Genomic DNA, 21,921 nt, shown 5'->3' on the forward strand with positions numbered 1-21,921 from the left:
GGTGGCGGAAAGCGTTGGCAATAGGGAACACTTCCCCCTCGCCCACCCGGGCAGGGGGGTCGGGGGTGTGGGGTCCGTTCTCTTCTGCCCCCGGGTCCCGCTATGCCGGGTCCTGCTCCTCGATCGCGGCCGGGCGCAGCTGCGCGGCACGGATGCGTCCGACGTCGAGTTTCAGCCCGCGGTCGAACCGGTAGATGCCGTTCTGCTCCTGGAAGACGTCGGTCAACTGGGTATAGCAGTAGCCGAACATGTCAGGGTCGCCCAGCAGCACCTCGGTCAGGCCGCTGAACCGTTCGTGGAACTCGTCCTCGTTACGGACCCGTTCCCCGTAGCCCCAGGACTCGGTGCGGTCCTCGCCGGAGCGGTCGGCGGCCGCCTCCGGGTCCCACCAGATGCCGCCGAACTCGCTGACGAAGTACGGCTGGCCGCGGTAGGGCTGCGAGTAGGGGGCGCCGTTGTCGTAGGCGTTGACGAAGGGGGCGTCCTTCGCGAGGCCCGACATCAGCCGGCGGAAGGCCGCCGGGTCCTGCTCGTAGTTGTGGGAGTCGTAGATGTCGGTCTCGGCGACCCGGTGGGCGTAGCCGGAGGCGTCGATGACCGGCCGGGTGGTGTCCATGGCCTTGGTGGCCAGGAACATCGCCCGGGTGACGGCGTCGAGCTGGGTGATGCGGTCGTGCAGCTTCTGGTAGGTCTCGTTGAGCGGGCACCAGCCGATGATCGAGGGGTGCGAGTAGTCGCGTTCGAGGGCCTCCAGCCACTGGCCGACGTAGGAGGCGTCGGGCTGCTGGTTGTCGCCCGAGGAGCCGCCCGTCTCGCAGCCCCAGTCGCCGAACTCGCCCCAGACCAGGTAGCCGAGGCGGTCGGCGTGGTACAGGAAGCGCTCCTCGAAGACCTTCTGGTGCAGCCGGGCTCCGTTGAAGCCGGCCTCCATGGCCAGCTCGATGTCCCGGACCAGTGCCTCGTCGGTCGGGGCGGTCATCAGCCCGTCCGGGTACCAGCCCTGGTCGAGGACGAGGCGCTGGAAGAGCGGGCGTCCGTTGAGGGTGACGGCCTTGCCGCGCAGGCCCACGGCGCGCAGCCCGGCGTAGCTCTCCGCGCTGTCGACGACCTGTCCGGTGGCGTCGAGGAGTTCGAGGCGCAGGTCGTACAGGTGCGGGTCGTCGGGGCTCCACTCCCGTCGCCGGTCGTCCGGCACCGGCAGGTGGAGGCGCGGGGCGAGGTCCAGGTCGGCGCGGGCCTCGGCGCGGCTCACCTCGCCGTCGGCGTCGCCGAGGACGGCGCGTACCCGGTGGCCGGGCCGGTTGCCGGACAGGGGCAGTTCGAGGTGGAAGGCCGAGCCGGCCAGGTCCGGGGTGATCCGGGGGCGGCGCAGGTGGAGTTCGGGGACGGGCTCCAGCCAGACGGTCTGCCAGATGCCGGTCACCCGGGTGTAGTTGCAGTCGTGGTTGGCGTACCGCACGGCCTGCTTGCCGCGCGCCTGCGGACCGGACCTGGGGTCGCGGGCCCGGACGGTGACGACGACCTCCTCCCCCGCCCCGGCGATGTCGCCGAGGTCGGCGGTGAAGGGGGTGAAGCCGCCGCGGTGCCGGGCGACCTCCTTGCCGTCCGCCCACACGGTGGTGTCGTAGTCGACGGCGCCGAAGTGCAGCAGTACGCGGCGTCCGGCCCAGGCCGCCGGCAGGGTGAGGACGCGCCGGTACCAGACGGCCTCCAGGAAGTCGGTGTCCCCGATGCCGGACAGCTCGGACTCGGGCGGGAAGGGGACGAGGATCTCGTCGCGCAGCTCGCGGTCGAGGAGGCCGCGTTCGAGTCCGCTGTCGCCTCGGTCGGTCTCGAACCGCCAGGCGCCGTTCAGGTTGAGCCAGTCGCGGCGCACGAACTGCGGTCGCGGGTACTCCGGGCGCGGTGCGGAGTGAGTGGGCACACATGCTCCAGTCGATCGGTGGGCCGGCGCGGTGATGCCGGGCCCGTGTGTACAGCTGTGGGGGTGTGGTTCAGGAACCGCCGAGGCCGGTGGTGGCGACGGAGTTGACGATGCGGCGCTGGAAGAGGAGGAAGACCACGATCAGCGGCAGCGCAGCCAGCAGGGCGGAGGCCATGGACTGCGCGTACTGGATGCCGTAGGCGTCCTTCACGGTGGCCAGGCCCACCGGGAGGGTCATCAGGTCCGGGTCGTTGGTGACGATGAACGGCCACATGAAGTTGTTCCACGCGCCGATGAAGACGAAGATCGCCACCGCGGCCACGATCGGCCGCGAGAGCGGCAGCACGATCGACCGGAAGACCCGGAACTCGGAGGCACCGTCGATCCGGGCCGCCTCCTCCAGCTCCTTGGGGATGCCGTCGAAGAACCGCTTGAGGATGAACACCATCATCGGCGCGACGACCTGGGGCAGGATGACCGCCGCGTAGGTGTCGACGAGGTTGAAGAGGAGCATCTGCTCGAACAGCGGCACGACGAGCAGCTGCGGCGGGATCATGATGGCGGCGACGGTGACGGCGAGCAGCGCCCGGCGGCCGCGGAACGTGCCGCGCGAGAAGCCGTACGCCGCGAGCGTGGAGACCACGACCGTGATCAGTGTGACCAGTGCGGCGATCAGAAAGCTGTTGAAGGCCCAGACGGTGACGTTCCCGCGTTCCAGGATCTGCTGGTAGGCGTCCAGGGTGAAGGCGCCCTTGAACGGCGAGAGGCCGGGCGCGGCGACGTCCTTCTCGCTCTGCGCCGAGGTGACGATCGCCCACAGGAACGGCACCAGCCAGACGACCGCCAGGACGGCCAGCGCCGTCCCGGCCAGGACGCGGGGCAGCCGGCCGTGGCCGAGGAGCAGAGGGGAGCCGGCCGCTTCACGAGGTGGACGGCGCCGTGTGCGGACGGTGGTGGCGGTTGCGGACACGGTCAGTCCTCCTGGCGGAAGAGGCGGAGCTGCACGAGCGAGACGACGATGACGAGCGCGAAGAAGAGGTAGGAGATGGCGGAGGCGTAGCCGAGCCGGTAGCCGGTGAAGCCCACGTCGTAGACGTACTCGAGGACGGGGCGGGTCGAGCCGTTGGGGCCGCCCTTGGTGAGGATGTAGATCTGGTCGAACACCTTGAGCGACGCGAGGACCTGGAGCATGGCCACCAGCCCGGTGGTCCTGCGCAGTTGCGGCAGGGTGATCGACCACAGGCGCCGCCACGCCCCGGCGCCGTCGAGTGCCGCCGCCTCGTCGAAGGTCGAGGGCAGGGACTGGAGCGCGGCGAGGTAGAGCAGGAAGTTGAAGCCGACCGTCCACCAGACGGTGAGGGCGGCGACGGACCACATGGCGACGGACTCGTCGGACAGCCAGCCGACGGAGTCGAAGCCGAGCGTGGTGAGGAGCTGGTTGCCGAGGCCCAGTTCGGGCTGGTAGAGCCAGGTCCAGATGAGGGTCACCACGGTCACGGGCAGCAGGTAGGGGGCGAAGAACGCCAGTCGCCACGCCCACTGCCCGGCGAGCCCGCTGTGCACCAGCAGCGCCATCGCCAGCGCGACCAGCACCAGCGGCACGCTGGAGATGACGGTGAAGAAGACCGTGTTGCCGAGGCTGCTCCAGACGTCCGGGTCGCCGAACGCCTCGGCGTAGTTGTCGAAGCCGACGAAGCTCGTGTCGCGCAGGGCGAGCGAGGTGTCGGTGAAGCTCATCCACAGCCCTTGCACGATGGGCCACACCATGAAGAGGCCGAAGACGAGCAGGAACGGCAGGACGAAGACGAACCCGGTACTGGGGGTGGTGCGTATGCGGCGCAGGACGGCTCGGCCACGGCCGCCGGTGCGCACGGCGGGCGGGTCGGTCTGCGCCTCGGCGCCGGGAGGTGCGGTGGTGGTCACGTCGGTCACTCCTTCTGCTGGTCAGGCCACCGGGTTGGGCTGCCGCAGCAGCGCGTCCGCCTCGCGGACCATCTGACGTACCGCCTTCTCGGCGGACGTGTTGCCCAGCAGCGCCGACTGGAGCGGCTGACACATCCGGTTCTGGAAGTTCGAACCGGCGCCGACGAACCAGTTGGGCGGGTCGAGCACCGCCACCTTCGCGGCGTCCGCGTAGGAGGACTGCGGGTCGAGGGCCGCGTACTCCGGTTCCGCGAGCACGGGCTGATAGGCGGGGATGTGGCCGGCGCTCGCCCAGGTGAGGCTCTGTTTGAGGATCTCCGCGACATACCGGTGGGCCTCGCGTCGCCGCGCCGGGTCGGGGTCCTCCTGGTGCGGGAGGACGAAGCTGTGGCTGTCGGTGTAGACGGCCGGCTTGTCGAAGACCTGGGGGAAGGGGGCGGCTCCCAGGGGGATGCCGGACTGCTTCAGCGTCGGCAGCTCCCACTCCCCGAGCATGGCCATGCCGCCGCGGCCGCCCGTGAAGGCGGCCAGCGCGCCGTTGTAGTCCAGGTTGTTGGGGTTGGTCCGGCCGTCGAAGAGCTGCTTCATCAACGTCACGACGCGTACGGCGGCGTCGGTGTCGATCTGTGGAGGTCCCCCGTCCGGCAGGGTGAACTCGGCACCGGTCTGCGCGTAGAGGCCGGCGAACAGGCGCCAGTTCTGTGCCGTGTCGGTGACGTGGCCGAAGAGGATGCCCGACTCCCCGGTCGCCTCGGCGAGGGCCTTGCCCGCGTCCAGCAGCGCCTCGGGCGAGCCCATCGGAGCCAGCTCCCCCGAGGAGTCCAGGAGACCGGCGGTGTCCGCGGCCTCCTTGTCGTAGAAGACGATGAACGGGTGGACGTCGAGCGGGATCGCGTAGACCGTTCCCTCGTGCTGCGTCCGCGACCAGACGGCCGGCGTGAAGTCCTTCCGCGTGACGCCGAACTCGGCCAGCAGGTCCAGGTCGAAGGCGTCCACCAGGCCGCCGGGCGCGTAGCCCGCCAGCCGGGACAGATGCATGGCGGCCACGTCGGAGGCCCGGCCGCCGGCGGCCGACATGGCGAGTTTGGTGTAGTAGGACGGGCCCCAGTCCAGGATCGTGCGGTCGACCTCGAAGCCCTCCGCGCCCGCGGCCCCCTTGGACACGGCCTCGATCATCTCGTCCATCAGCATGCCGTCGCCGCCCTGGAACAGGTCCCAGACGCTCAGCGCGGACGCGCCCGAGGCGGAGGCCGGTGAGGCGCAGCCGGACAGCGGGCCCGCGGCGAGCAGGGCTCCCGCTCCGGCCATGGTGTGACGCAGGAGCCGACGGCGGCTGAGGCGGCGTACCGGGTCGGACGCGGCCGGCACCCCCTGGGCAGGCAAACGGGAACTCATCGCGGACCTTTCGACGGCCGGACGCTGATGCGGTGGCTAGTTTTTACATCGATGTACATTGGCTGTAAAGAGCTGAGACCCGGAGATGGGCAGTGGCGACGGTGCGAGGGGAGTCACGCCGGGGCGCCACTCCGACCTGCGCTCGGGCCCGTGCGGTGCCGGACATAGACTCGGCTCTCGCGTGAGAGGCAGGGAGGTCTCGGTGGCACGGCCCAGGATCAAGGACGTCGCACGTCGTGCCGGCGTGTCGGAGAAGACGGTGTCCAATGTCATCAACGACTACGCCCACGTCTCCGACCGGACCAGGCAGGTGGTGCGCGAGGCCATCGAACAGCTCGGCTACCGGGTGAACCTGGCCGGGCGTCACCTGCGCAGGGGCCGCACCGGCATCATCGCCCTCGTCGTTCCCGAACTGGACATCCCGTACTTCGCCGAGCTGGCCCGGCATGTGATCCGCGAGGCCGAGCAGTGCTCCCTGACCGTGCTGATCCATCAGTCCGGGGCGGATCGCGACCATGAGCTGGCGGCGCTGGCCGGTTTCGGCTCCGCCTTCGTGGACGGGATCATCCTGAGCCCGCTCGCCCTGACCGCGGACGACCTGCGCGATCGTGCGGGCGCCCCGCCCACCGTGCTGCTCGGGGAGCTGCTGGAGGAGGGCGCCGACCACGTGGCCATCGACAACGAGAGTGCCGCGCGCGAGGCGACGAACCACCTGATCGGTCTGGGGCGGCGCCGCGTCCTCGCCGTCGGCGGGCGCGACGACTCGGGCCTGGGGACGGCCGAGGCCCGCACCCGCGGCTACCGTGCCGCCCTGTCGGAAGCGGGCATCGCCTACGATCCGGCCGCCCTGCTGCCGGTCGACTCCTTCCGGATGCCGGACGGCGCCGAGGCCGTGGCGCGGGCGCTGCGGGACGGCGCGCGGCCCGACGCACTGCTCTGTCTCAACGACCAGCTGGCGCTGGGCGCGTTGCGTGCCCTGCACGAGCACGGCGTCAAGGTGCCCGAGGACGTCGCCGTCATCGGCTTCGACGACGTGGAGGGCGGGCGTTACAGCGTACCGACGCTGAGCACGGTGGCCCCCGACAAGGCGGCGGTGGCCAAGGTCGCCGTGCAACTGCTCCAGCGCCGCATCGAGGAGGCGACGGCACCGGGCGGCGTGCGTGACGGCGCCGACCCCGGTGTGCTGTCGCCCCAGGACCGCATCGTGGCCCACCGGCTCGTCCTGAGGGAGAGCACGGAGGGCCACGAGCGGCGCTGAGGGGGCGGTCGGCCGGGGGCGTCAGTTCACGTAGACCTCGGCGCGGTCGACGCTCACGAAGGACGCCCCGGACTGGGAGTTGTGCTCTCCCGTCACCCTGACGCGCAGGGTGTGCTCGCCGTACGCGAGCCGCGGACTGACGTACTGCACCGCCTCGCCGACGCGGATCGGGTTGTGGAAGTCCACCCGCTGCTCGGGGCCGCCGTCGACGCTGACGGCCGCGTAGCCGTTGCCCGTGTCCTTCACGGAGAGCAGGGCGATGCGGGTGCCGGTGAAGGAGAAGGTGGCCGTGGCGCCGGCGCGGTCGCTCCAGTGGTCGTCGCTCCAGAAGCACTGCGTGGCGCAGCCCGTGCCGGAGTTCCAGGCACCGCCGTAGGTGACACCGCCGGGGCCGCTGGAGCGGCCGTCGTCGTTGATCCAGTAGTTGCCGGACCCGGGGTCGCCGGAGGGCAGGTCCTGGGTGGCCCCCATCGCGAGCGGGCGGCCGAAGTCGGGGCTGCCGTCGGCCCGCCAGGTGAACTTCTGGGCCCGGGTCGTGCGGTTGCTGTAGGTGTTCACGGACGTGGTCTTGGCGTGGTAGACGATCCAGTCCTCCGTGCCGTCCGGGGACTTGAAGAAGGCGTGGTGGCCGGGCCCGAACACGCCCCGGTCGTCGGCCCGCGAGAACACCGGGCCCTGGTGCTGTCGCCAGTTGCCCGGCACGAGCGGGTCGGCGTCGAGCGGCATCGACATCATCCAGACCTGGTAGTCCGGCTTGCCCGTGTCGCAGGTGGAGTACGTCATCCAGACCCGGCCGCCCCGGTAGAGGAACTCCGGGCCTTCCCGCACCTCGGGGCATCCACCGGCCGCGTCGATGGCGACGGCGTCGCCCGAGACGGTGTACGGGTCGGACATCGGGGCGATGTTGATGCCGTTGTGCTGGTACTGGTTGATGCCGCTGTACGCGAGGTAGAGCCGGCCGCCCAGCTGGAGGATGCCCGCGTCGATGGCGAAGTCGTCTCCGTGGTTGGGCGGGGCGAGCTTCGCCTTGAAGTGGTACGGGCCGGCCGGGTCGTCGCGCTCCGACTCCAGGACGTACAGCCGGTGGTGGTCGTCCACGCCGTCGTCGGCCGTGTAGTACAGGTACCAGCGGTCGCCGAAGCGGTAGAACTCCGGGGCCCAGATGTTGCGGTTGCGGGACGGGTCGGAGTCCGTCCACACGGTGACCGGGTCGGCGGTCGCCAGGGTGCCCAGGGACGGGGAGCGCCACATCTTGATGCTGTCGCCCTGGGTGGTGGTGAGGTAGTAGTTCCCTTTCCAGTGCGTCATGTACGGGTCCGGCCCGCTGTTGAGCGGGTTGCGGAACGTGCCGGCCGCCGCGGTGGCGGCGCGCGGTGCGGGTGAAGGCGAGGGCGACGCCGCGGTCGCCGGTGCGGTGAGCGCGGGCAACAGGCCCACGACGAGCCCGAGGAGGGCCGTGACGAGGAGGCCCAGTCGGGCGCGGCGGTGTTGTGAGGGGTTGGGGCTGGGAGGCACGGGGGGTCCTTTCCGCAGCTCTTTACATCGATGTAATGGCGGGGCGTCAGGCTAGGGACGACTCGACCCTCTGTCAACAGCCCAAAAATGGTATTCCATTTGCCGCACACCTCTTGACGGTGTCGTTTGGCGAAAACTACGTTCTGTTCATCGGAACGCCGCTTCCGCTTTGTGGAACTCTCCAACTCCCCGCACCTGATACCAGGAGTCCCGTATGACTGCCCTGGAAGACCGCCGCTCGCCCGCGGAGGCCGGCGACACCGCCCCCAGCTCGGATCTCTACACGTACGACCTGGCCCCGACGAAGCGGGAAGGGCGCCGCTGGGGCGCCTACAACGTCTTCACGCTGTGGGCCAACGACGTGCACAGCCTTGGCAATTACGCGTTCGCCATCGGACTGTTCGCCCTCGGACTGAACGTGTGGGGCATCCTCGCCGCCTTCGCGCTCGCGTCGGCCCTGCTCTTCCTGCTGCTGACGCTGTCCGGGTTCATGGGACACAAGACGGGCGTCCCGTTCCCCGTGATGAGCCGCATCGCGTTCGGCATCAAAGGAGCGAAGCTCCCGGCCGCCGTTCGAGGCGCCGTCGCCATCGCCTGGTTTGGTATCCAGACTTATCTCGCCTCCGCGGTGCTGAGCACCCTGCTGGTGGCGATGTTCCCCGGCCTCGCCCGCCTGGACACGAACTCCCTGCTCGGCCAGTCGACGCTCGGCTGGATCACCTTCCTGGTCCTGTGGGCCCTGCAAGTGGTCATCGTGAGCTACGGGATGCAGATGATCCGCCGGTACATGGCCTTCGCGGCGCCCACCACGCTGCTCACCATGTGTGCCCTCGCGGTGTGGATGTTCGTCCGGGCGGACGGCTCGGTCAGCCTCTCCAACGGCGCGCCGCTCACCGGCGGCGCGATGTGGCTCCAGGTGCTGGAGGCCGCCGCCCTGTGGGTCGTGATCTACGGGACGTTCGTCCTGAACTTCTGCGACTTCACCCGGTCCGCGAGGAGCCGCGGCTCCATCGTCCGCGGGAACGTGATCGGCATTCCCGTGAACATGCTCTTCTTCGCCGTCATCGTGGCGGTCCTCAGCGGAGCCCAGTTCTCTCTCGACGGGCATGTCATCACCAGCCCGACGGACATCGTCAGGACCGTCCCCAACATGTTCCTGCTGGCCGTCGCCTCGCTCGCCCTCATCGCCCTGACCGTGGCGGTGAACCTGCTGGCCAACTTCGTGGCACCGATCTACGCCCTGGTCGACCTCTTCCCGCACCGGCTCGACTTCCGCCGGGCCGGCCTCGTGAGCGCGATCCTGGGCCTGGTGATCACACCCTGGAACCTCTACAACAGCCCGGTCGTCGTCAACTACTTCCTCGGCGGGCTGGGCGCCCTGCTCGGCCCCCTCTTCGGCGTGATCATGGCCGACTACTGGCTGCTGCGGAAGTCCCGTGTGAACGTCCCGGCCCTCTACACCGAGGAAGCGGGCGCCGAGTACCACTACCGCCGCGGCTACAACCCGCGGGCCGTCGCCGCCTTCGTGCCGAGCGCCGCCATCGCCGTCGTCGTCGCCCTGGTGCCCTGGTTCCACGCCGCGGCCGGGTTCTCCTGGTTCGTCGGCGCGATCATCGCCGCCGCGCTGTACGCGCTCATCGCCGACCGTGCCTCGCCGATCCGCGACGTGGACGGCGAGACCATCGCCGTCGCCGCGGAATAGCTCGCCGTCGCCGCGCCACACCCCACCCGAGCAGAAGGCCCGCCCATGCGCATCCTCGTGGTCAACGTCAACACCACGCAGTCCATCACCGACGCGATCGGCAAGCAGGCGGCCGGCGCGGCCTCCCCCGGCACCGAGATCGTTCCCCTGACGCCCGCATTCGGCGCGGAGTCCGTGGAGGGGAACTACGAGAGTTACCTCGCCGCGATCGCCGTCATGGAGACCGTCCGCGCCCACCCGGAGCCGTTCGACGCGGTGATCCAGGCCGGGTACGGCGAACACGGCCGGGAGGGTCTTCAGGAACTGCTCGACGTCCCCGTCGTCGACATCACCGAGGCCGCGGCGAGCACCGCCCAGTTCCTGGGCCGCCGCTACTCCGTCGTCACCACCCTCGACCGCACGGTCCCCCTGATCGAGGAGCGGCTGGAGGTGGCAGGACTGAGCGCCAGGTGCGCCTCCGTGCGCGCCAGCGGACTCCCCGTACTGGAACTGGAACGGGACGAACAGGCCGCCGTGGACGCCATCACCGAGCAGGCCGCCCGCGCGGTCGAGGAGGACCGGGCGGAGGTGATCTGCCTCGGCTGCGGAGGCATGGCCGGCCTCGCCGAACGCGTGGTGGAACGTACCGGTGTCCCCGTGGTCGACGGGGTCGCCGCCGCGGTGACGATCGCCGAGTCACTGGTCCGGCTCGGCCTGTCCACGTCCAAGGTGCGCACCTACGCGCGACCGCGCCCCAAGCAGATCGTCAACTGGCCCCCGAGGGCGGGCTGAAACCGCGAGCCCCGTCCCTCTCCCCCTGCCCCGCGCCCCGGTGGGCGGCCGCACACCGGCCACACCGGCCTCACCGGCCGCGGGGTATTCTGACGGGCCGCCCGACCGACGCCCCGCACCGGCGCGGTCGGCGCGCCTCGGAACGGGAAGACAGACGAAGGACGGCGATGGCTGCGTCAGAGGGCTTCACGCCCGAGTCCGAGCGGGTCACGCGGCAGTTGCGCGACGAGATCGTCGACGGTGCGCGGCGGCCGGGCAGCCGCCTGGTGGAACGGGAGCTGGCCGAGGCGCTCGGCGTGAGCCGGCTGCCCGTCCGGGAGGCCCTCAAGACGCTGGTGTCCGAGGGCCTGGTGACGCCTCGACCGCGGTCCTGGGCGGTGGTGCGGGAGTTCACCACGAGCGACATCGCCGATCTCGACGAGGTCCGCTCGGGCCTGGAGACCCTGGCGTTCCGGCTCGCGGCCCAGCGGCACACGCGTTCCGGGCTGGAGAACCTCCGCGCGACGGTGGACGCCGAGCTGGAGGCGGCCCGCGCGGACGACGCGGTGCGGGCCCGCCGGGCAGCGGCCGACTTCCACCAGACGGTCATCTCCCTGGCCGCCAACGAGCTTCTCAACGAACTCGAGCGCGTCCTGCGCAGCCGGCTGCGGTGGCTCATGGGCCAGCACGACGACCTGCTGGCCGTGGCGATGGAACACGAGGCTCTCTACCAGGCCATCGCGGAGCGCGACGTCGAGCGCGTACAGGCGCTCGTCCTGCATCACCTGGCGACGAGCCGCAGCGCGGCCCTGGGCCACCACGCGCGGGAACGGGAGCAGGAGAACGGACAGCCTTAGCGCGGCTTTCGGCGGCGAACAGCGGGCATACGGATGTCCCGAGGCCCTCTCCTTCGCCGACCAACGGGAGTTCCCTGTGACGCCGAGCCTGCGCACCGCCCGCGCGTGCCGTGCCGCCGCCGCCCTCCTTCTCGCGGCGGCCGGATACGCGGCCACCCACCACCCCTGGCTCGCCCTGCCCGGCCTGTACGCCGCCGCCGTGTTCGCCTGGTGTGCCGCCCGCGCCCGGACGGAGCACCGGCTGCGGGTCGCGCGGGCGCAGCGCGCCGAGCGGCTGACCCGCCCCAGCCGGCAGCAGCCGCTCGCCGCAGCGCTGAAACCCTGCTGCGTGTTCTGGCAGCACTCCGACGGGGCCGTGCACGGCCCGGAGTGCACCCGCCCCGCTGCCGCCCGCGCCCCTCTCCGCGACGACTGCTGCGAGCGGTGGTGGACCTCTCTGGGCACACGGCACGACGCGGGCTGCCGCCATCACGTCGGCACGTCGGAACACGACCGGGCCCGCACGACCCCGCAGTAGTACGTCCCCGCTCGCGGGGATCGCCCACGCCGACGACACCGTGCCGGTCGGCCGGGCTGCTACCGCCATTCCTGCTCCAGTGCCGTCCGCAGGGCCAACGGGGTGGCGGCCGCCCAGGCCTGGGGTGAGCAGGAGTGGGGATACGGGACCGGTCCGGCGGTCGCCGAGCGGTCGTAGCCGGCGAGGACCTCGGGCAGCCGGTGGCCGTGGTGGGCCGCCGCCGCGACGAGGCCCTCGGCGACGGTGCGCACCTCGGCCGTGAGCCTCTGGCGGGCCAGGCCCAGGGCGATGACCGCGTTGTCGTGCGGCCAGGCGCTGCCCCGGTGGTACGACAGCGGGTGGTACGGCCGCTGTCCCGCGGCGAGGGTCCGGATCGCCCAGCCGGAGAAGAAGTCCGGCTCCAGCAGCCGTCGTCCCACCCGGCGGGAGCGCTCCGGGTCGAGGATGCCCGACCACAACAGGTGCCCGGCGTCCGAGGCCAGCGCGTCGACCTGGCGGCCGGCGCCGTCCAGGGCGAGGGCCGGGAAGTCCGCCTCCGGCATCCAGAAGTCCGCCGTGAAGCGGTCCCGCAGCCGGGCGGCGGTCTCGCGGAGCCGACGCGCGTAGGGCTCGTCCCGCCAGATGTCCTCGGCGAGCCCGGCCGTGCGCAGGAGCGCGTCATAGGCGTAACCCTGCGCTTCCGACACCGCGATGGGCCCCTGGGCCTGGGTGCCGTCGCGAAAGCAGATGGCGCCCGCGGAGTCCTTCCAGTTCTGGTTGACCAGCCCGCCCGGGTCGGGGGTGTACACGAGGTAGCCGTGCTTCTCCAGGCCGCCGTCGGTGAGCATCCAGTCGACCGCCTTCCGGGCGTGCCGCTCCAGACGTTGGGCCAGGGAGCGGTCGCCGGTCGCCTCGTGGTGGGCGTGGAGCAGGACGAGGAAGAGCGGCGTGGCGTCCACGGCGCCGTAGTACCGGCCGTACGGGACCTGCCGGAAGTGGGCGAGTTCGCCGTGCCGGGTCTCGTGGACGATGCGTCCGGGCTGCTCGCCGCTGAAGGCGTCGTGGCGCTGCCCCTGGGTGGCGGCGAGCGCGCTCAGGACGGCGGCCGCCGTCGCGGGCCGGTACGGCAGGAGGAAGTACGACGTCAGCAGTGAGTCGCGGCCGAACAGGGTGAGGAACCACGGGATGCCGGCGGCCGGGACGCGCACGTCCTCGCCGTCGACGCCGGGGACCGGGATGGTCAGCAGGTCGATGTCGGCGAGACCGCGCTCGACGGTGAGCGTCAGGTCGTCCGTCGCGTCCGTCGAGTCCGTCGCGCCCGACGCGTCCGTCGTCGGTTCCTGCCGGTTCGGACGCTGTTCGGCAGCGCCGGCCACAGCGGCAGCGGCAGCGGCAACGGCAACGGCGGGCACGGTGCGTCCGTGCGGGTGGGCGCGGACGGTCAGGCGCAGGTCGGCCCGGCCGTGCGCGTCGAGCGGCAGATGCCAGGTGAACGTCCGCGTGGTGGAACCCGGTTCGGCCTCCGGGGCGTCGACCGAGTCCGGGGCGGGACGGCAGACGATCTCGGTCCGGGCGTGCCAGTCGGCTCGCCGGTAGGTGAGGAGCAGCCCGTCCGCGGTCTCGCGGGTCCCGTGCTCCGCGCCGGGCTTGGCGTAGTGACGGTCGTCGGCGCGGAGTTCGAAGAGGTCGGCGAAGTCGGCGTCGACGGCGAGGACGAGGCGGGCGGTCACGGGGCCGGGGCGGTTGCTGATCAGACTCAGGTGTTCGGTGAACGTGCCCGCGGTGACGCTCTGCCGCCGGAAGACGGTGTACGCGGGCGGGTCGTCCCGGGTGCCTTCGGGGGTCAGTACGCAGGCGGCCGTGTCGTCGCTGTCCGCCGTGGCGGGCACCAGGGCGGCGGGCGCGCCGCCGTCGACGGTGAGTCGCCACCGGCTGAGGTGTCGGGCGTCCTGGAAGAACAGCCCGTCGGGCGTCGACCCGCGGGTGCCGCTGATCTCCCCGTCGGTGCCGAGCCGGACGAAGGTGGCGTCGCGCACCAGCTGGACGCGGGGGTCGGCCGCGGTCACGGCGTGGGCTCCTTCGGGTCGGCGCTCAGCAGGTCGAGGGTGAGGGCGGCGGTCCAGGAGAAGTGCCGGGTGCCGCGGGCCTCCCCGGTGGACGGGTCGACGTACTCGGCGAATCCGGAGCGTCCGGCCCGGGCGAGGAAGTCGGCGCGCAGGCGTTCGGCGTCCTGCTGGAGGCCGTGGGTGCGCAGCCCTCGCTCGATCAGCCAGGCCGTGTTGAACCAGGCCGGTCCGCGCCAGTACCGGGTGGGGTCGAAGGCGTGGCCGGTCAGGTCGTAGCTCGGGACCAGGCTCGTGGCCGGGGCGGCGAAGCACGGACCGGTGAGCGTGGCGTGCAGGCGCCGTACGACGTCCCGCGGCAGGTGCGGCACGAGGAGCGGGATCAGTCCGCTGACGCTCCCCTCGTCGACCGGCGTGTCGGTGCGCAGGTCGCGCGCGCGGAACAGGCCGGCCTCCTCGTCCCAGAGCCGGTCCACCAGCGCCCGGGTCAGCTCGGCGGCCCGCTCGGTGTGCCGCTGCCCCGGCAGGCCCAGTTCGCGCGCCATGGCGGCCAGGGCGAGTTCGCTCACGGCCAGCAGCGCGTTGAAGCACGGGTCCTCCACGGCGAACCGGTGCCGCACGACGCGGTCGTCGTAGCCGGCTTCCCGGTACTCGGTGGCCAGCCGGACGTACCGGCCGTAGTCGAGGTCGGTGGGCCGGTCGGCGGGGTGGCCGTGGTCGAGGTCGGCGCGCCGGAAGGAATCGGGCGGGCTGGGTTCGACGCGCTGGAGGGCCCGGTCCCAGCAGGGGCTGTTGTCCATGCCGGGTTCCCAGGGGTGGACGACGGCCGCGAGGCCCCCGCCGCCGAGGTCGCGGCGGGTGCGGAGGTAGTCGTGCCAGGCGGTGAGCCGGGGGTGGACGCGCGCGAGGAAGCCGCGGCGCCGTGACTCCGCCGGGTCGGCCCGGTGCACGAGCCAGGCCGCCAGGGCGTGCACCGGCGGCTGGACGATGCCGGAGGTCTCGGCGGTGGGCGGTGCGCCCGCGGCGCGGCCGGCCCGGGAGGACTGCCAGAAGTCGGGGCTCGGGAAGTAGGCGTCGTGGGGCAGGGCGGGGTTGAAGACGATGTGCGGCACGCGCCCGTCGGCCCACTGCGCGGCCAGCAGGGACTCCAGTTCCCGCTGCGCGCGGCGCACCGAGAGATGGCGCAGTCCGATGGCGACGAAGGCGGAGTCCCAGCTCCACTGGTGGGGGTAGAGGGTGCGGGAGGGGACGGTGGAGGTGCCGGTCCAGTTGTCGATGAGGACCCGCGCCGCACCGCGCCGCAGGGTCAGGTCCGCGGGCGCGGTGGGCGCGGGCCGGTCCAGGAGCTCCAGGGAGGACTTCACGCGCCGGACCTCGCGAGGAACGCGGGGACGGAGCGCACGGCCTCGACGGGGTCGCCGGTCAGCCGGCATTCGAGGGCGAGGTGGCCGTCGTAGCCGATGGTGTGCAGGGCGCCGAGCCAGGCGGGCCAGTCGAGGTGTCCGGCGCCGGGCTGGAAGCGGTTGGAGTCGGAGACCTGGGCGTGGCCGATGACGTCGGCGTGGGCGAGGATCGCGGCGGCGGGGTCGGTCTCCTCGATGTTCATGTGGTAGCTGTCGATGCCGATCCGGACCGAGTCCAGGCCGACGGCGCGGATCAGGTCGGCGGCCTGTTCGAGCCGGTTGACCATGTGGTCCTCGTAGCGGTTGAGCGGCTCCAGGAAGAGCGTGACGCCCTCGCGGCGGGCGTGCTCGCCGAGTTCGGTGAGTCCGGCGAGGAGCACCTCGCGGTCCTCCTCCTCGGTGCGCGGCGGCTCGAAGGGGGGCAGGCGGCGGGAGAACATGCCGTACGAGGCGGGGGTCTGGGCGCCGGTGCCGCCGATCTCGGCGATGACGGTGAGCTGTGACTTCATCTGGGTGATGGCGTCGCGGCGCAGGTCCTCGTCGAAGGCGCCGAGGAAGTGCAGCATGTCGACGCAGACGGTCGGCATGACGACGCCGTCCTCGCGGGCCTGCTGGAGTTCGTCGCGGCGGGCGGCGAAGTGGAGGTCGCCCTTGCCGCGCAGTTCGATCGCGTCGTAGCCGGCCTGCCGGGCGAAGTCCCACTTGGCCTGGAGGGTGTCCCCGGGCAGCAGCTGTTCCTGGACGGCGGTCTTGAGCATGGGGGGCCTTTCGGGAAAATCCGGTCGCAGAGGAGCCGGGTCTCAGAATTCCAGGACGACCTGCAGCGCCTCGGCGGGCCGCTCGTCCAGCAGTACGTAGGCGTCGGCGGCGTCGGCCACGGGGACGACGTGGCTCACCAGGGTGTCGACGTCCACCTGGCCCTCGGCGACCAGGCGCAGGAAGGTCTGCTGGAGGCGTTCGACGGTCCAGCGGTTCGACAGCTGGGGCGGGACGCCGCCGATCTGGGAGCAGATCAGCTGGACCCGGTTGTGGTGGAACTCGTCGCCGAGGCGCAGGCCGATGCCGTCGCCCTGGTAGAAGCCGGAGGCCACCACCCGGCCGCCGGCGGCGACCGAGCGCAGCGCCTCGTGCAGGGCCGGGTAGGCGCCGCTGATCTCGATGGCGAGGTCGGCGCCGAGGCCGCCGGTGGCCTCGCGGACGCGTTCGGCGACGGCGTCGGTGCGGGCGTTGAGGGCGTACTGCGCGCCGTACCGCTTCGCGGTCTCCAGGCGGCCGTCGAGGGCGTCGACGGCGGTGACGCGGGCGCCGCTGAGCCGGGCGAGGCGGGTGGTGAGCAGGCCGATGACGCCCTGGCCGAACACGGCGACGTCCTCGCCGAGGTGGATGTCGCCGGCCAGGACGGCGTTGTAGGCGATGGCGCCGACCCGGGCGAAGGCCCCGGCCAGCGGTTCGAGCCCGGTCGGCAGGGTGTGGCCGATCATGCGCTCGGCGGGGACGATGCCCTCGCTGCGGTGGCCCCAGATGCCCCAGACCAGGTCGCCGGGGACCGGCAGGCCCGGGGTGCCGGCGAGTTCCGGGGAGACCTCGACGACCTCGCCGACCTCGGAGTAGCCCCAGCCGGCCACCGGGTACTCGATGCCGGGTGCGCCGTCGCGGAAGAGCCGCGCCTCCGGGTCCCAGGTCCGGGTCAGATACGGGTTGGTGCCGCGGTAGGCGGTCAGTTCGGTGCCGGCCGAGATGCCCGAGTAGCGGGTGCGGACCCGCAGATGACCGGGCGGCAGTTCGGCCCTGACGTGCTCGGCGACCTCCACTTGGCGGGGGCCGGTGAACTGGACGACGCGCTCCACGGGCGACACGGGCGACACGGATGACACGGAGGGCTCCGAAAGGGTTGCTGAGGCGGTCGGTGCTGCGGCCACTGAGTGGCTGCGTCGACAATATCCGCAACTTATGTCTTGTCAACCAGCAAAAGTAATGCTGTGATGCGTGACGAGCAGACGTAAGCCGGAACGAGGACACTCAATGCGCATCAGGACCCTGCGGTCGAGGACGACCGCGGTCGGCGTCACGGCAGCCATGGGAATCGGGCTGCTCTCGGGCTGCGCGGGCAGCACCGGGCCCGGCAAACCGGACCGTGAGATCACGGTGTGGTCCCAGGAGAACCTCCCCGACCGCGTCGCCGCGACGCAGAAGGTCATCGACGGGTTCGAGAAGAAGAGCGGCGTCAAGGTGAAACTCGTCGGGGTCGACGAGAAGCAAATGCCGCAGCTCATCATGTCGGCGGCGGCGTCGGGCACGCTGCCCGACGTGATCGGCGCCGCCCCCATGGGCCAGGTCTGGCAGATGTACACCAACGGCCTGCTGAACACCGACATCCCGAAGCGGATCGTCGGCGAACTCGGCCGGGACACGTTCAACCCCAACGCGCTGGAGCTGACCTCCGACGGCGCCACCAGCCTCGGCGTGCCCTCCGACGCCTGGCTCCAGCTGCTGGTGTACCGCAAGGACCAGTTCGGGCAGAAGGGCCTGCCCGCTCCCGACACGTACGCGAAGGCACTGGCCGCCGCCAAGGCGCTGACCACCGAGGGCCACGACGGCATCTCCGCGGCCACCGATCCCAGCGACGCCTTCACGTCCCAGAGCTTCGAGAGCATCGCCCTGGCCAACGACTGCCAACTGGTCGACGACCGGCACGAGGTCGCCCTCGACTCCCCGCAGTGCGAGGTCGCCTTCCGCACCTACGACCAGCTCGCCCGCGCCTACGGCGCGCCGGGCACCCAGACCGTGGACTCCACCCGCGCGACGTACTTCGCGGGCCGGTCCTCCATGGTCATCTGGTCGTCGTTCCTGCTCGACGAACTCGCCGGCCTGCGGGGGGACGCCCTGCCCAGCTGCCCCCAGTGCGCGAAGGACCCGCGGTACCTGTCGGACAACAGCGGCATCGTCACCGCGATGAAGGGGCCAGACGCCCAGGAGGCGGCCCAGTTCGGCGAGATCACGTCCTGGGTGACCACCAAGACGGCCGAGACCGCGGCGTCCCGCGAGTTCATCGAGTACATGATGGGCACCGGCTACGAGTCCTGGTTCGGCATGGCGCCCGAGGGCAAGATCCCGGTCCGCAAGGGGACGGCCGCCGACCCCGAGCGCTACCTCGACGCCTGGCGCCACAGCGACATCGGCGTCGACACCCGCAAGCCCCTCGACGAGGTCTTCCCCGAGAGCCTGCTCGACCAGCTCGCCGACGGCGTCGGCAACCTGCGCCGCTGGGGCATCACCCAGGGCGAGGGAGCCCTCGTCGGCGCCACCAACGGCGAACTGCCCGTACCGAAGGCCATCGGCGCCATGACCAGCGGCCAGAGCTCGCCCTCCGAGGCGGCACGCGACGCCGACGAAGAGGTCGCCGCCCTGAAGAAGTCCCTGCAGTAGCCGCCCGCCTGCACGTCACGAAGGTCCCTCATGACAACAGCCCCAGCCGGCGCGCCGCAGCGCCGGGACACCAGCCCCCGGTCCACGGACCGGCCCGACACACCGGGCCGCCGTCCGATGACCGCCAGTCGGCGCGCCAACCGCGCGGGCCTCGCGTTCGTCTCCCCCACCTTCCTCGTCGTCCTCGTGGTGGTCGTGCTGCCCATCGCGTGGACCGTGCTGCTGGCCTTCCAGAAGGCCAAGCTCGTCGACATCCAGGGCATGGGCCTGTTCGGCAACTGGTCCCTGGACAACTTCGCGCAGGTCTTCGACTCGGCCGGCTTCTGGTCCAGCCTGTGGACCACCCTGCTCTACACGGCGGGCTCCACCCTCGGCTCCGTCGTCCTCGGCCTGGTCGCCGCGCTCGCGCTGCGCAAGCCGTTCAAGGGGCGCGGGCTGCTGCGCGCGGCGATGCTGCTCCCGTACGTCGCGCCCGTCGTCGCCGTGGCCTTCGTCTGGGAGGTCGCGCTCAGCCCGCAGTACGGCGTGGTCAACGACTGGGGGAGGCGGCTGTTCGGCTGGGACGACCCGATCGCGTTCCTGTCGACCCGCGAGTACGAGGTGAACCTCCTCGGTCTGCACTTCGACATCCCGCTGGCGCTGCTGACCGTCATCGTCTTCGAGGTCTGGCGCTACTTCCCCTTCGCCTTCCTGTTCATCCTGGCCCGGCTGCAGGCGGTGCCGGACACCCTGGAGGAGGCCGCGCTGGTCGACGGCGCCACCATCACCCAGCGCTTCCGGCACGTCCTGCTGCCCCAGCTGATGCCGGTCATCGCGCTGCTGTGCGTGCTGCGCTTCATCATGACGTTCAACAAGTTCGACGACGTCTACCTGCTCACCGGAGGCGGCGCCGGCACCGACGTGGCCGCCGTGCGCGTCTACGACTTCCTCACCGCCCGCTACGACGTGGGGGCCGCGGCCGCCCAGGCGCTCGTCCTGGCCCTCGTGCTGATGATCCTGCTGGGCCTCTACTTCAAGTTCTTCGGCAACAAGGTCCAGGAGGAAGCGTGACGCAGAACGTGCCCCAGAAGGCGGCGCTGAGCCGGGCCCGGTTCGAGGAGCGGTTCTTCGGCGTCGCGCGGTGGATCGTCATCGCGTTCCTCGCCGTGATCACCCTCCTGCCCTTCTACTACATGGTGCTGCTGTCGCTGAAGCCCATCGACGCGCTGCTGCTCGACCCGGGCTCCCTGTGGATCTCGGCGAAGGACTTCACCCTCTCCACCTACCAGGACGTACTGCGCTCCACCTCCGACGGCGGCCAGGGCTTCCTCAAGTTCCTGGTCAACTCCGCGCTGGTCTCCCTCGGCACGGTGGCGCTGACCCTGGTGGCCGCCGTGCCCGGCGCCTACGCCGTCAGCCGGCTGAAGTTCTTCGGCCACCGCCAGGTCAGCGCCCTCTTCCTGGCCGTGTACATGTTCCCGGCGACCCTGCTGGCCGTCCCGCTCTTCGTCATCTTCGCGAAGATCGGCCTGTCCTCCAGCCTGGTCGGCCTCGCCATCGTCTACGTCGCCCAGACCGTGCCGGTGTCGATCTACATGCTGAAGAACTACCTCGTCACCATCCCGGCCTCCATCGAGGAGGCGGCGGCCCTTGACGGATGCTCGCGGCTGCAGACCGTCCGGAAGGTGATCCTGCCGCTGGCCCTGCCCTCCCTGATGGCGACCGGGCTGTACGTGTTCATGATCGCGTGGAACGAGTTCCTGTTCGCGCTGCTGTTCCTGGCCGCCGACCCCGGCCAGTGGACGGTCTCCCTGGGACTGGCCCAGCTCTCCAACGGCATCGAGGTGCCGAAGACGATCCTGATGGCCGGTTCCGTGGTGCTGACGATCCCCGTGGTACTTCTGTTCTTCGCCGCCGAACGACTGCTCACCGAGGGTCTGACCAGCGGCGCCGACAAGAGTTGAGCCCTGGGGGACACATGATGACGTCGAGTCAGGCCAGCGCGGGCGCGCTGCTGCAGCTGATCCGCAGCGGGCGCGCCAACACCCGGGCCGACCTCCAGAGCGCCACCGGGCTGTCCCGGTCCACCGTGGGTCAGCGCCTCGACCTGCTCAACGGCGCCGGGTGGCTGCGCCACACCACGGGAGCCTCGACCGGTGGCCGCCCGTCCCACCGGATCGCCTTCGACCCGAGTCACGCCTCGGTCATCGCCTTCGACCTGGAGACCCGGCACGCCCGCGCCGCCGTCCTCGACCTCGCGGGCACCATCCTGGCCGAGCACACGGGCCCCATGGACGTGGCCGAGGGACCCGACCACGTCCTGGACCGGCTGGCCGAGTGGTTCCCCGACCTGATCGCGGCGGCCGGCGTCCCGGCCTCTCACGTCGCGGGCATCGGGCTGTCCGTGCCGGGCCCGGTCGACTGGGAGTCGGGGCGGGTGATCGAGCCGCCCATCATGCCGGGCTGGGACCGGTACCCCATCCGGGAGCGGCTCCAGAAGGCGTACGCGGCGCGGATGGGCCTGGACGCGGAGGCCGACCCCGTCCCGGTGCTGGTGGACAACGACGCCAACCTCATGGCGCTGGCCGAGCACCAGGCCAATCACCGCGACTGCTCGTCCTTCCTGCTGCTGAAGGTCTCCACCGGCATCGGCGCGGGTGTCGTCATCGGCGACAGCCTCTACCGCGGCATCGACGGCGGCGCCGGCGACATCGGGCACATCCGCCTGCACGACCGGTCCGACGCGCTGTGCATGTGCGGCTCCCACGGCTGCCTCGCGGCCGTCGCCAGTGGGCGTGCGATCGCCAAGGAGCTGGCCGCCCTCGGCCTGGACACCGCGTCCGGACGGGACGTGCGGCGCCTGCTCAACGAGGGCCATCCGGACGCCGTACGGCTGGCCCGGGAGGCCGGGCGGCGGGTGGGCGAGGTCCTGGTCACCGTCGTGACGCTACTCAATCCCGGTGTGCTCATGATCGCGGGTGAGCTGTCCGGGGTGCCCTTCCTGACCGGGGTGCGCGAGTTGGTCTACCAGCGCGCGATGCCCCGCGCCACGGCCAACCTCCAGGTCGTCACCTCGCGCCTCGGCGACCACGCGGGACTCGTCGGAGCCGCCGCCATGGTCGTGGAGCACCTCTACTCCCCCGCCGAGGCCGACGCCCGGCTCGACCGCCTCGCGCCGTGAGCGCACCGCCGCCCCCTCCCTGCACGCCCACCGAAAGCCTCAGGAAGAC

At 71.5% G+C, this 21,921-nt stretch carries 18 protein-coding genes; 9 read left to right on the top strand and 9 right to left on the bottom strand.

What is annotated here, in order from left to right; translation table 11 throughout:
• Positions 1–100: 100 nt before the first annotated feature.
• The 4 genes from ACFCZF_RS23010 to ACFCZF_RS23025 all read right to left on the bottom strand — a co-directional run bounded on the left by ACFCZF_RS23010 (position 101) and on the right by ACFCZF_RS23025 (position 5,242).
• Positions 101–1,924, bottom strand: a complete 1,824-nt coding sequence (locus ACFCZF_RS23010) for a glycoside hydrolase family 2 protein (RefSeq protein WP_376673238.1) — start codon at positions 1,922–1,924, stop codon at positions 101–103.
• Positions 1,925–1,994: 70 nt separating this feature from the next.
• On the bottom strand, positions 1,995–2,894 hold the full coding sequence (locus ACFCZF_RS23015) for a carbohydrate ABC transporter permease (RefSeq protein WP_376673239.1): 900 nt from the start codon (positions 2,892–2,894) through the stop codon (positions 1,995–1,997).
• A 2-nt stretch (positions 2,895–2,896) separates the two neighbouring features.
• Positions 2,897–3,847 carry a carbohydrate ABC transporter permease gene (locus tag ACFCZF_RS23020; RefSeq protein WP_376673240.1) on the bottom strand — a complete coding sequence of 317 codons (951 nt, stop codon included), beginning with the start codon at positions 3,845–3,847 and terminating at the stop codon, positions 2,897–2,899.
• Positions 3,848–3,868: 21 nt separating this feature from the next.
• A complete protein-coding gene (locus ACFCZF_RS23025) occupies positions 3,869–5,242 on the bottom strand; it encodes an extracellular solute-binding protein (protein WP_376673241.1) in 1,374 nt (457 codons plus the stop codon).
• 202 nt (positions 5,243–5,444) lie between these two features.
• On the opposite strand from ACFCZF_RS23025, the gene ACFCZF_RS23030 reads away from it, so the two are divergent.
• Positions 5,445–6,500 (top strand): LacI family DNA-binding transcriptional regulator, encoded by a 1,056-nt coding sequence (locus ACFCZF_RS23030; RefSeq protein ID WP_376673242.1) that lies wholly within the window; start codon positions 5,445–5,447, stop codon positions 6,498–6,500.
• A gap of 21 nt (positions 6,501–6,521) precedes the next feature.
• On the opposite strand, the gene ACFCZF_RS23035 is transcribed toward ACFCZF_RS23030, so the two are convergent.
• Entirely contained in the window at positions 6,522–8,015 is a 1,494-nt protein-coding gene (locus tag ACFCZF_RS23035; RefSeq protein ID WP_376673243.1) for a family 43 glycosylhydrolase, read from the bottom strand.
• A gap of 214 nt (positions 8,016–8,229) precedes the next feature.
• Here ACFCZF_RS23035 and ACFCZF_RS23040 point away from each other — a divergent pair, with 214 nt between their 5' ends.
• The 4 genes from ACFCZF_RS23040 (at position 8,230) to ACFCZF_RS23055 (ending at position 11,841) form a co-directional block, all read left to right on the top strand.
• On the top strand, positions 8,230–9,717 hold the full coding sequence (locus ACFCZF_RS23040; protein ID WP_376673244.1) for an NCS1 family nucleobase:cation symporter-1: 1,488 nt from the start codon (positions 8,230–8,232) through the stop codon (positions 9,715–9,717).
• 45 nt (positions 9,718–9,762) lie between these two features.
• The gene (locus ACFCZF_RS23045; RefSeq protein ID WP_376673245.1) at positions 9,763–10,488 is read left to right on the top strand and encodes an aspartate/glutamate racemase family protein; all 726 of its coding nucleotides are present in this window, start codon (positions 9,763–9,765) and stop codon (positions 10,486–10,488) included.
• A gap of 167 nt (positions 10,489–10,655) precedes the next feature.
• Positions 10,656–11,324 carry a GntR family transcriptional regulator gene (locus tag ACFCZF_RS23050; protein WP_376673246.1) on the top strand — a complete coding sequence of 223 codons (669 nt, stop codon included), beginning with the start codon at positions 10,656–10,658 and terminating at the stop codon, positions 11,322–11,324.
• Positions 11,325–11,400: 76 nt separating this feature from the next.
• A complete protein-coding gene (locus tag ACFCZF_RS23055; protein ID WP_376673247.1) occupies positions 11,401–11,841 on the top strand; it encodes a hypothetical protein in 441 nt (146 codons plus the stop codon).
• Positions 11,842–11,900: 59 nt separating this feature from the next.
• Here the strand turns inward: ACFCZF_RS23055 and ACFCZF_RS23060 are convergent, their stop codons facing one another.
• From ACFCZF_RS23060 to ACFCZF_RS23075, 4 genes are read right to left on the bottom strand one after another with little or no spacing between them, the layout of a single operon-like run.
• Positions 11,901–13,886 carry a glycogen debranching N-terminal domain-containing protein gene (locus ACFCZF_RS23060; RefSeq protein WP_376673248.1) on the bottom strand — a complete coding sequence of 662 codons (1,986 nt, stop codon included), beginning with the start codon at positions 13,884–13,886 and terminating at the stop codon, positions 11,901–11,903.
• Positions 13,883–15,247, bottom strand: a complete 1,365-nt coding sequence (locus tag ACFCZF_RS23065; RefSeq protein ID WP_376673249.1) for a trehalase family glycosidase — start codon at positions 15,245–15,247, stop codon at positions 13,883–13,885. The genes ACFCZF_RS23060 and ACFCZF_RS23065 overlap by 4 nt, the downstream gene beginning before the upstream one ends.
• Positions 15,244–16,044: a sugar phosphate isomerase/epimerase family protein gene (locus ACFCZF_RS23070; protein ID WP_376673250.1), complete on the bottom strand. Its 801-nt coding sequence runs from the start codon at positions 16,042–16,044 to the stop codon at positions 15,244–15,246. Before ACFCZF_RS23070 ends, ACFCZF_RS23065 begins: the two co-directional genes overlap by 4 nt.
• 42 nt (positions 16,045–16,086) lie before the next feature.
• Positions 16,087–17,133 carry a zinc-binding alcohol dehydrogenase gene (locus ACFCZF_RS23075; protein WP_376673281.1) on the bottom strand — a complete coding sequence of 349 codons (1,047 nt, stop codon included), beginning with the start codon at positions 17,131–17,133 and terminating at the stop codon, positions 16,087–16,089.
• 175 nt (positions 17,134–17,308) lie between these two features.
• On the opposite strand from ACFCZF_RS23075, the gene ACFCZF_RS23080 reads away from it, so the two are divergent.
• From ACFCZF_RS23080 to ACFCZF_RS23095, 4 genes are read left to right on the top strand one after another with little or no spacing between them, the layout of a single operon-like run.
• A complete protein-coding gene (locus ACFCZF_RS23080) occupies positions 17,309–18,712 on the top strand; it encodes an ABC transporter substrate-binding protein (protein WP_376673251.1) in 1,404 nt (467 codons plus the stop codon).
• A gap of 30 nt (positions 18,713–18,742) precedes the next feature.
• Complete coding sequence (locus tag ACFCZF_RS23085) at positions 18,743–19,762, top strand: carbohydrate ABC transporter permease (RefSeq protein WP_376673252.1); 1,020 nt, start codon at positions 18,743–18,745, stop codon at positions 19,760–19,762.
• A 26-nt stretch (positions 19,763–19,788) separates the two neighbouring features.
• Entirely contained in the window at positions 19,789–20,655 is an 867-nt protein-coding gene (locus ACFCZF_RS23090; RefSeq protein WP_376673282.1) for a carbohydrate ABC transporter permease, read from the top strand.
• A gap of 17 nt (positions 20,656–20,672) precedes the next feature.
• A complete protein-coding gene (locus tag ACFCZF_RS23095; protein ID WP_375916758.1) occupies positions 20,673–21,872 on the top strand; it encodes an ROK family protein in 1,200 nt (399 codons plus the stop codon).
• Positions 21,873–21,921 lie beyond the last annotated feature (49 nt).

Source organism: Streptomyces sp. NPDC056296 (assembly GCF_042268605.1).
Classification (GTDB): Bacteria; Actinomycetota; Actinomycetes; order Streptomycetales; family Streptomycetaceae; genus Streptomyces.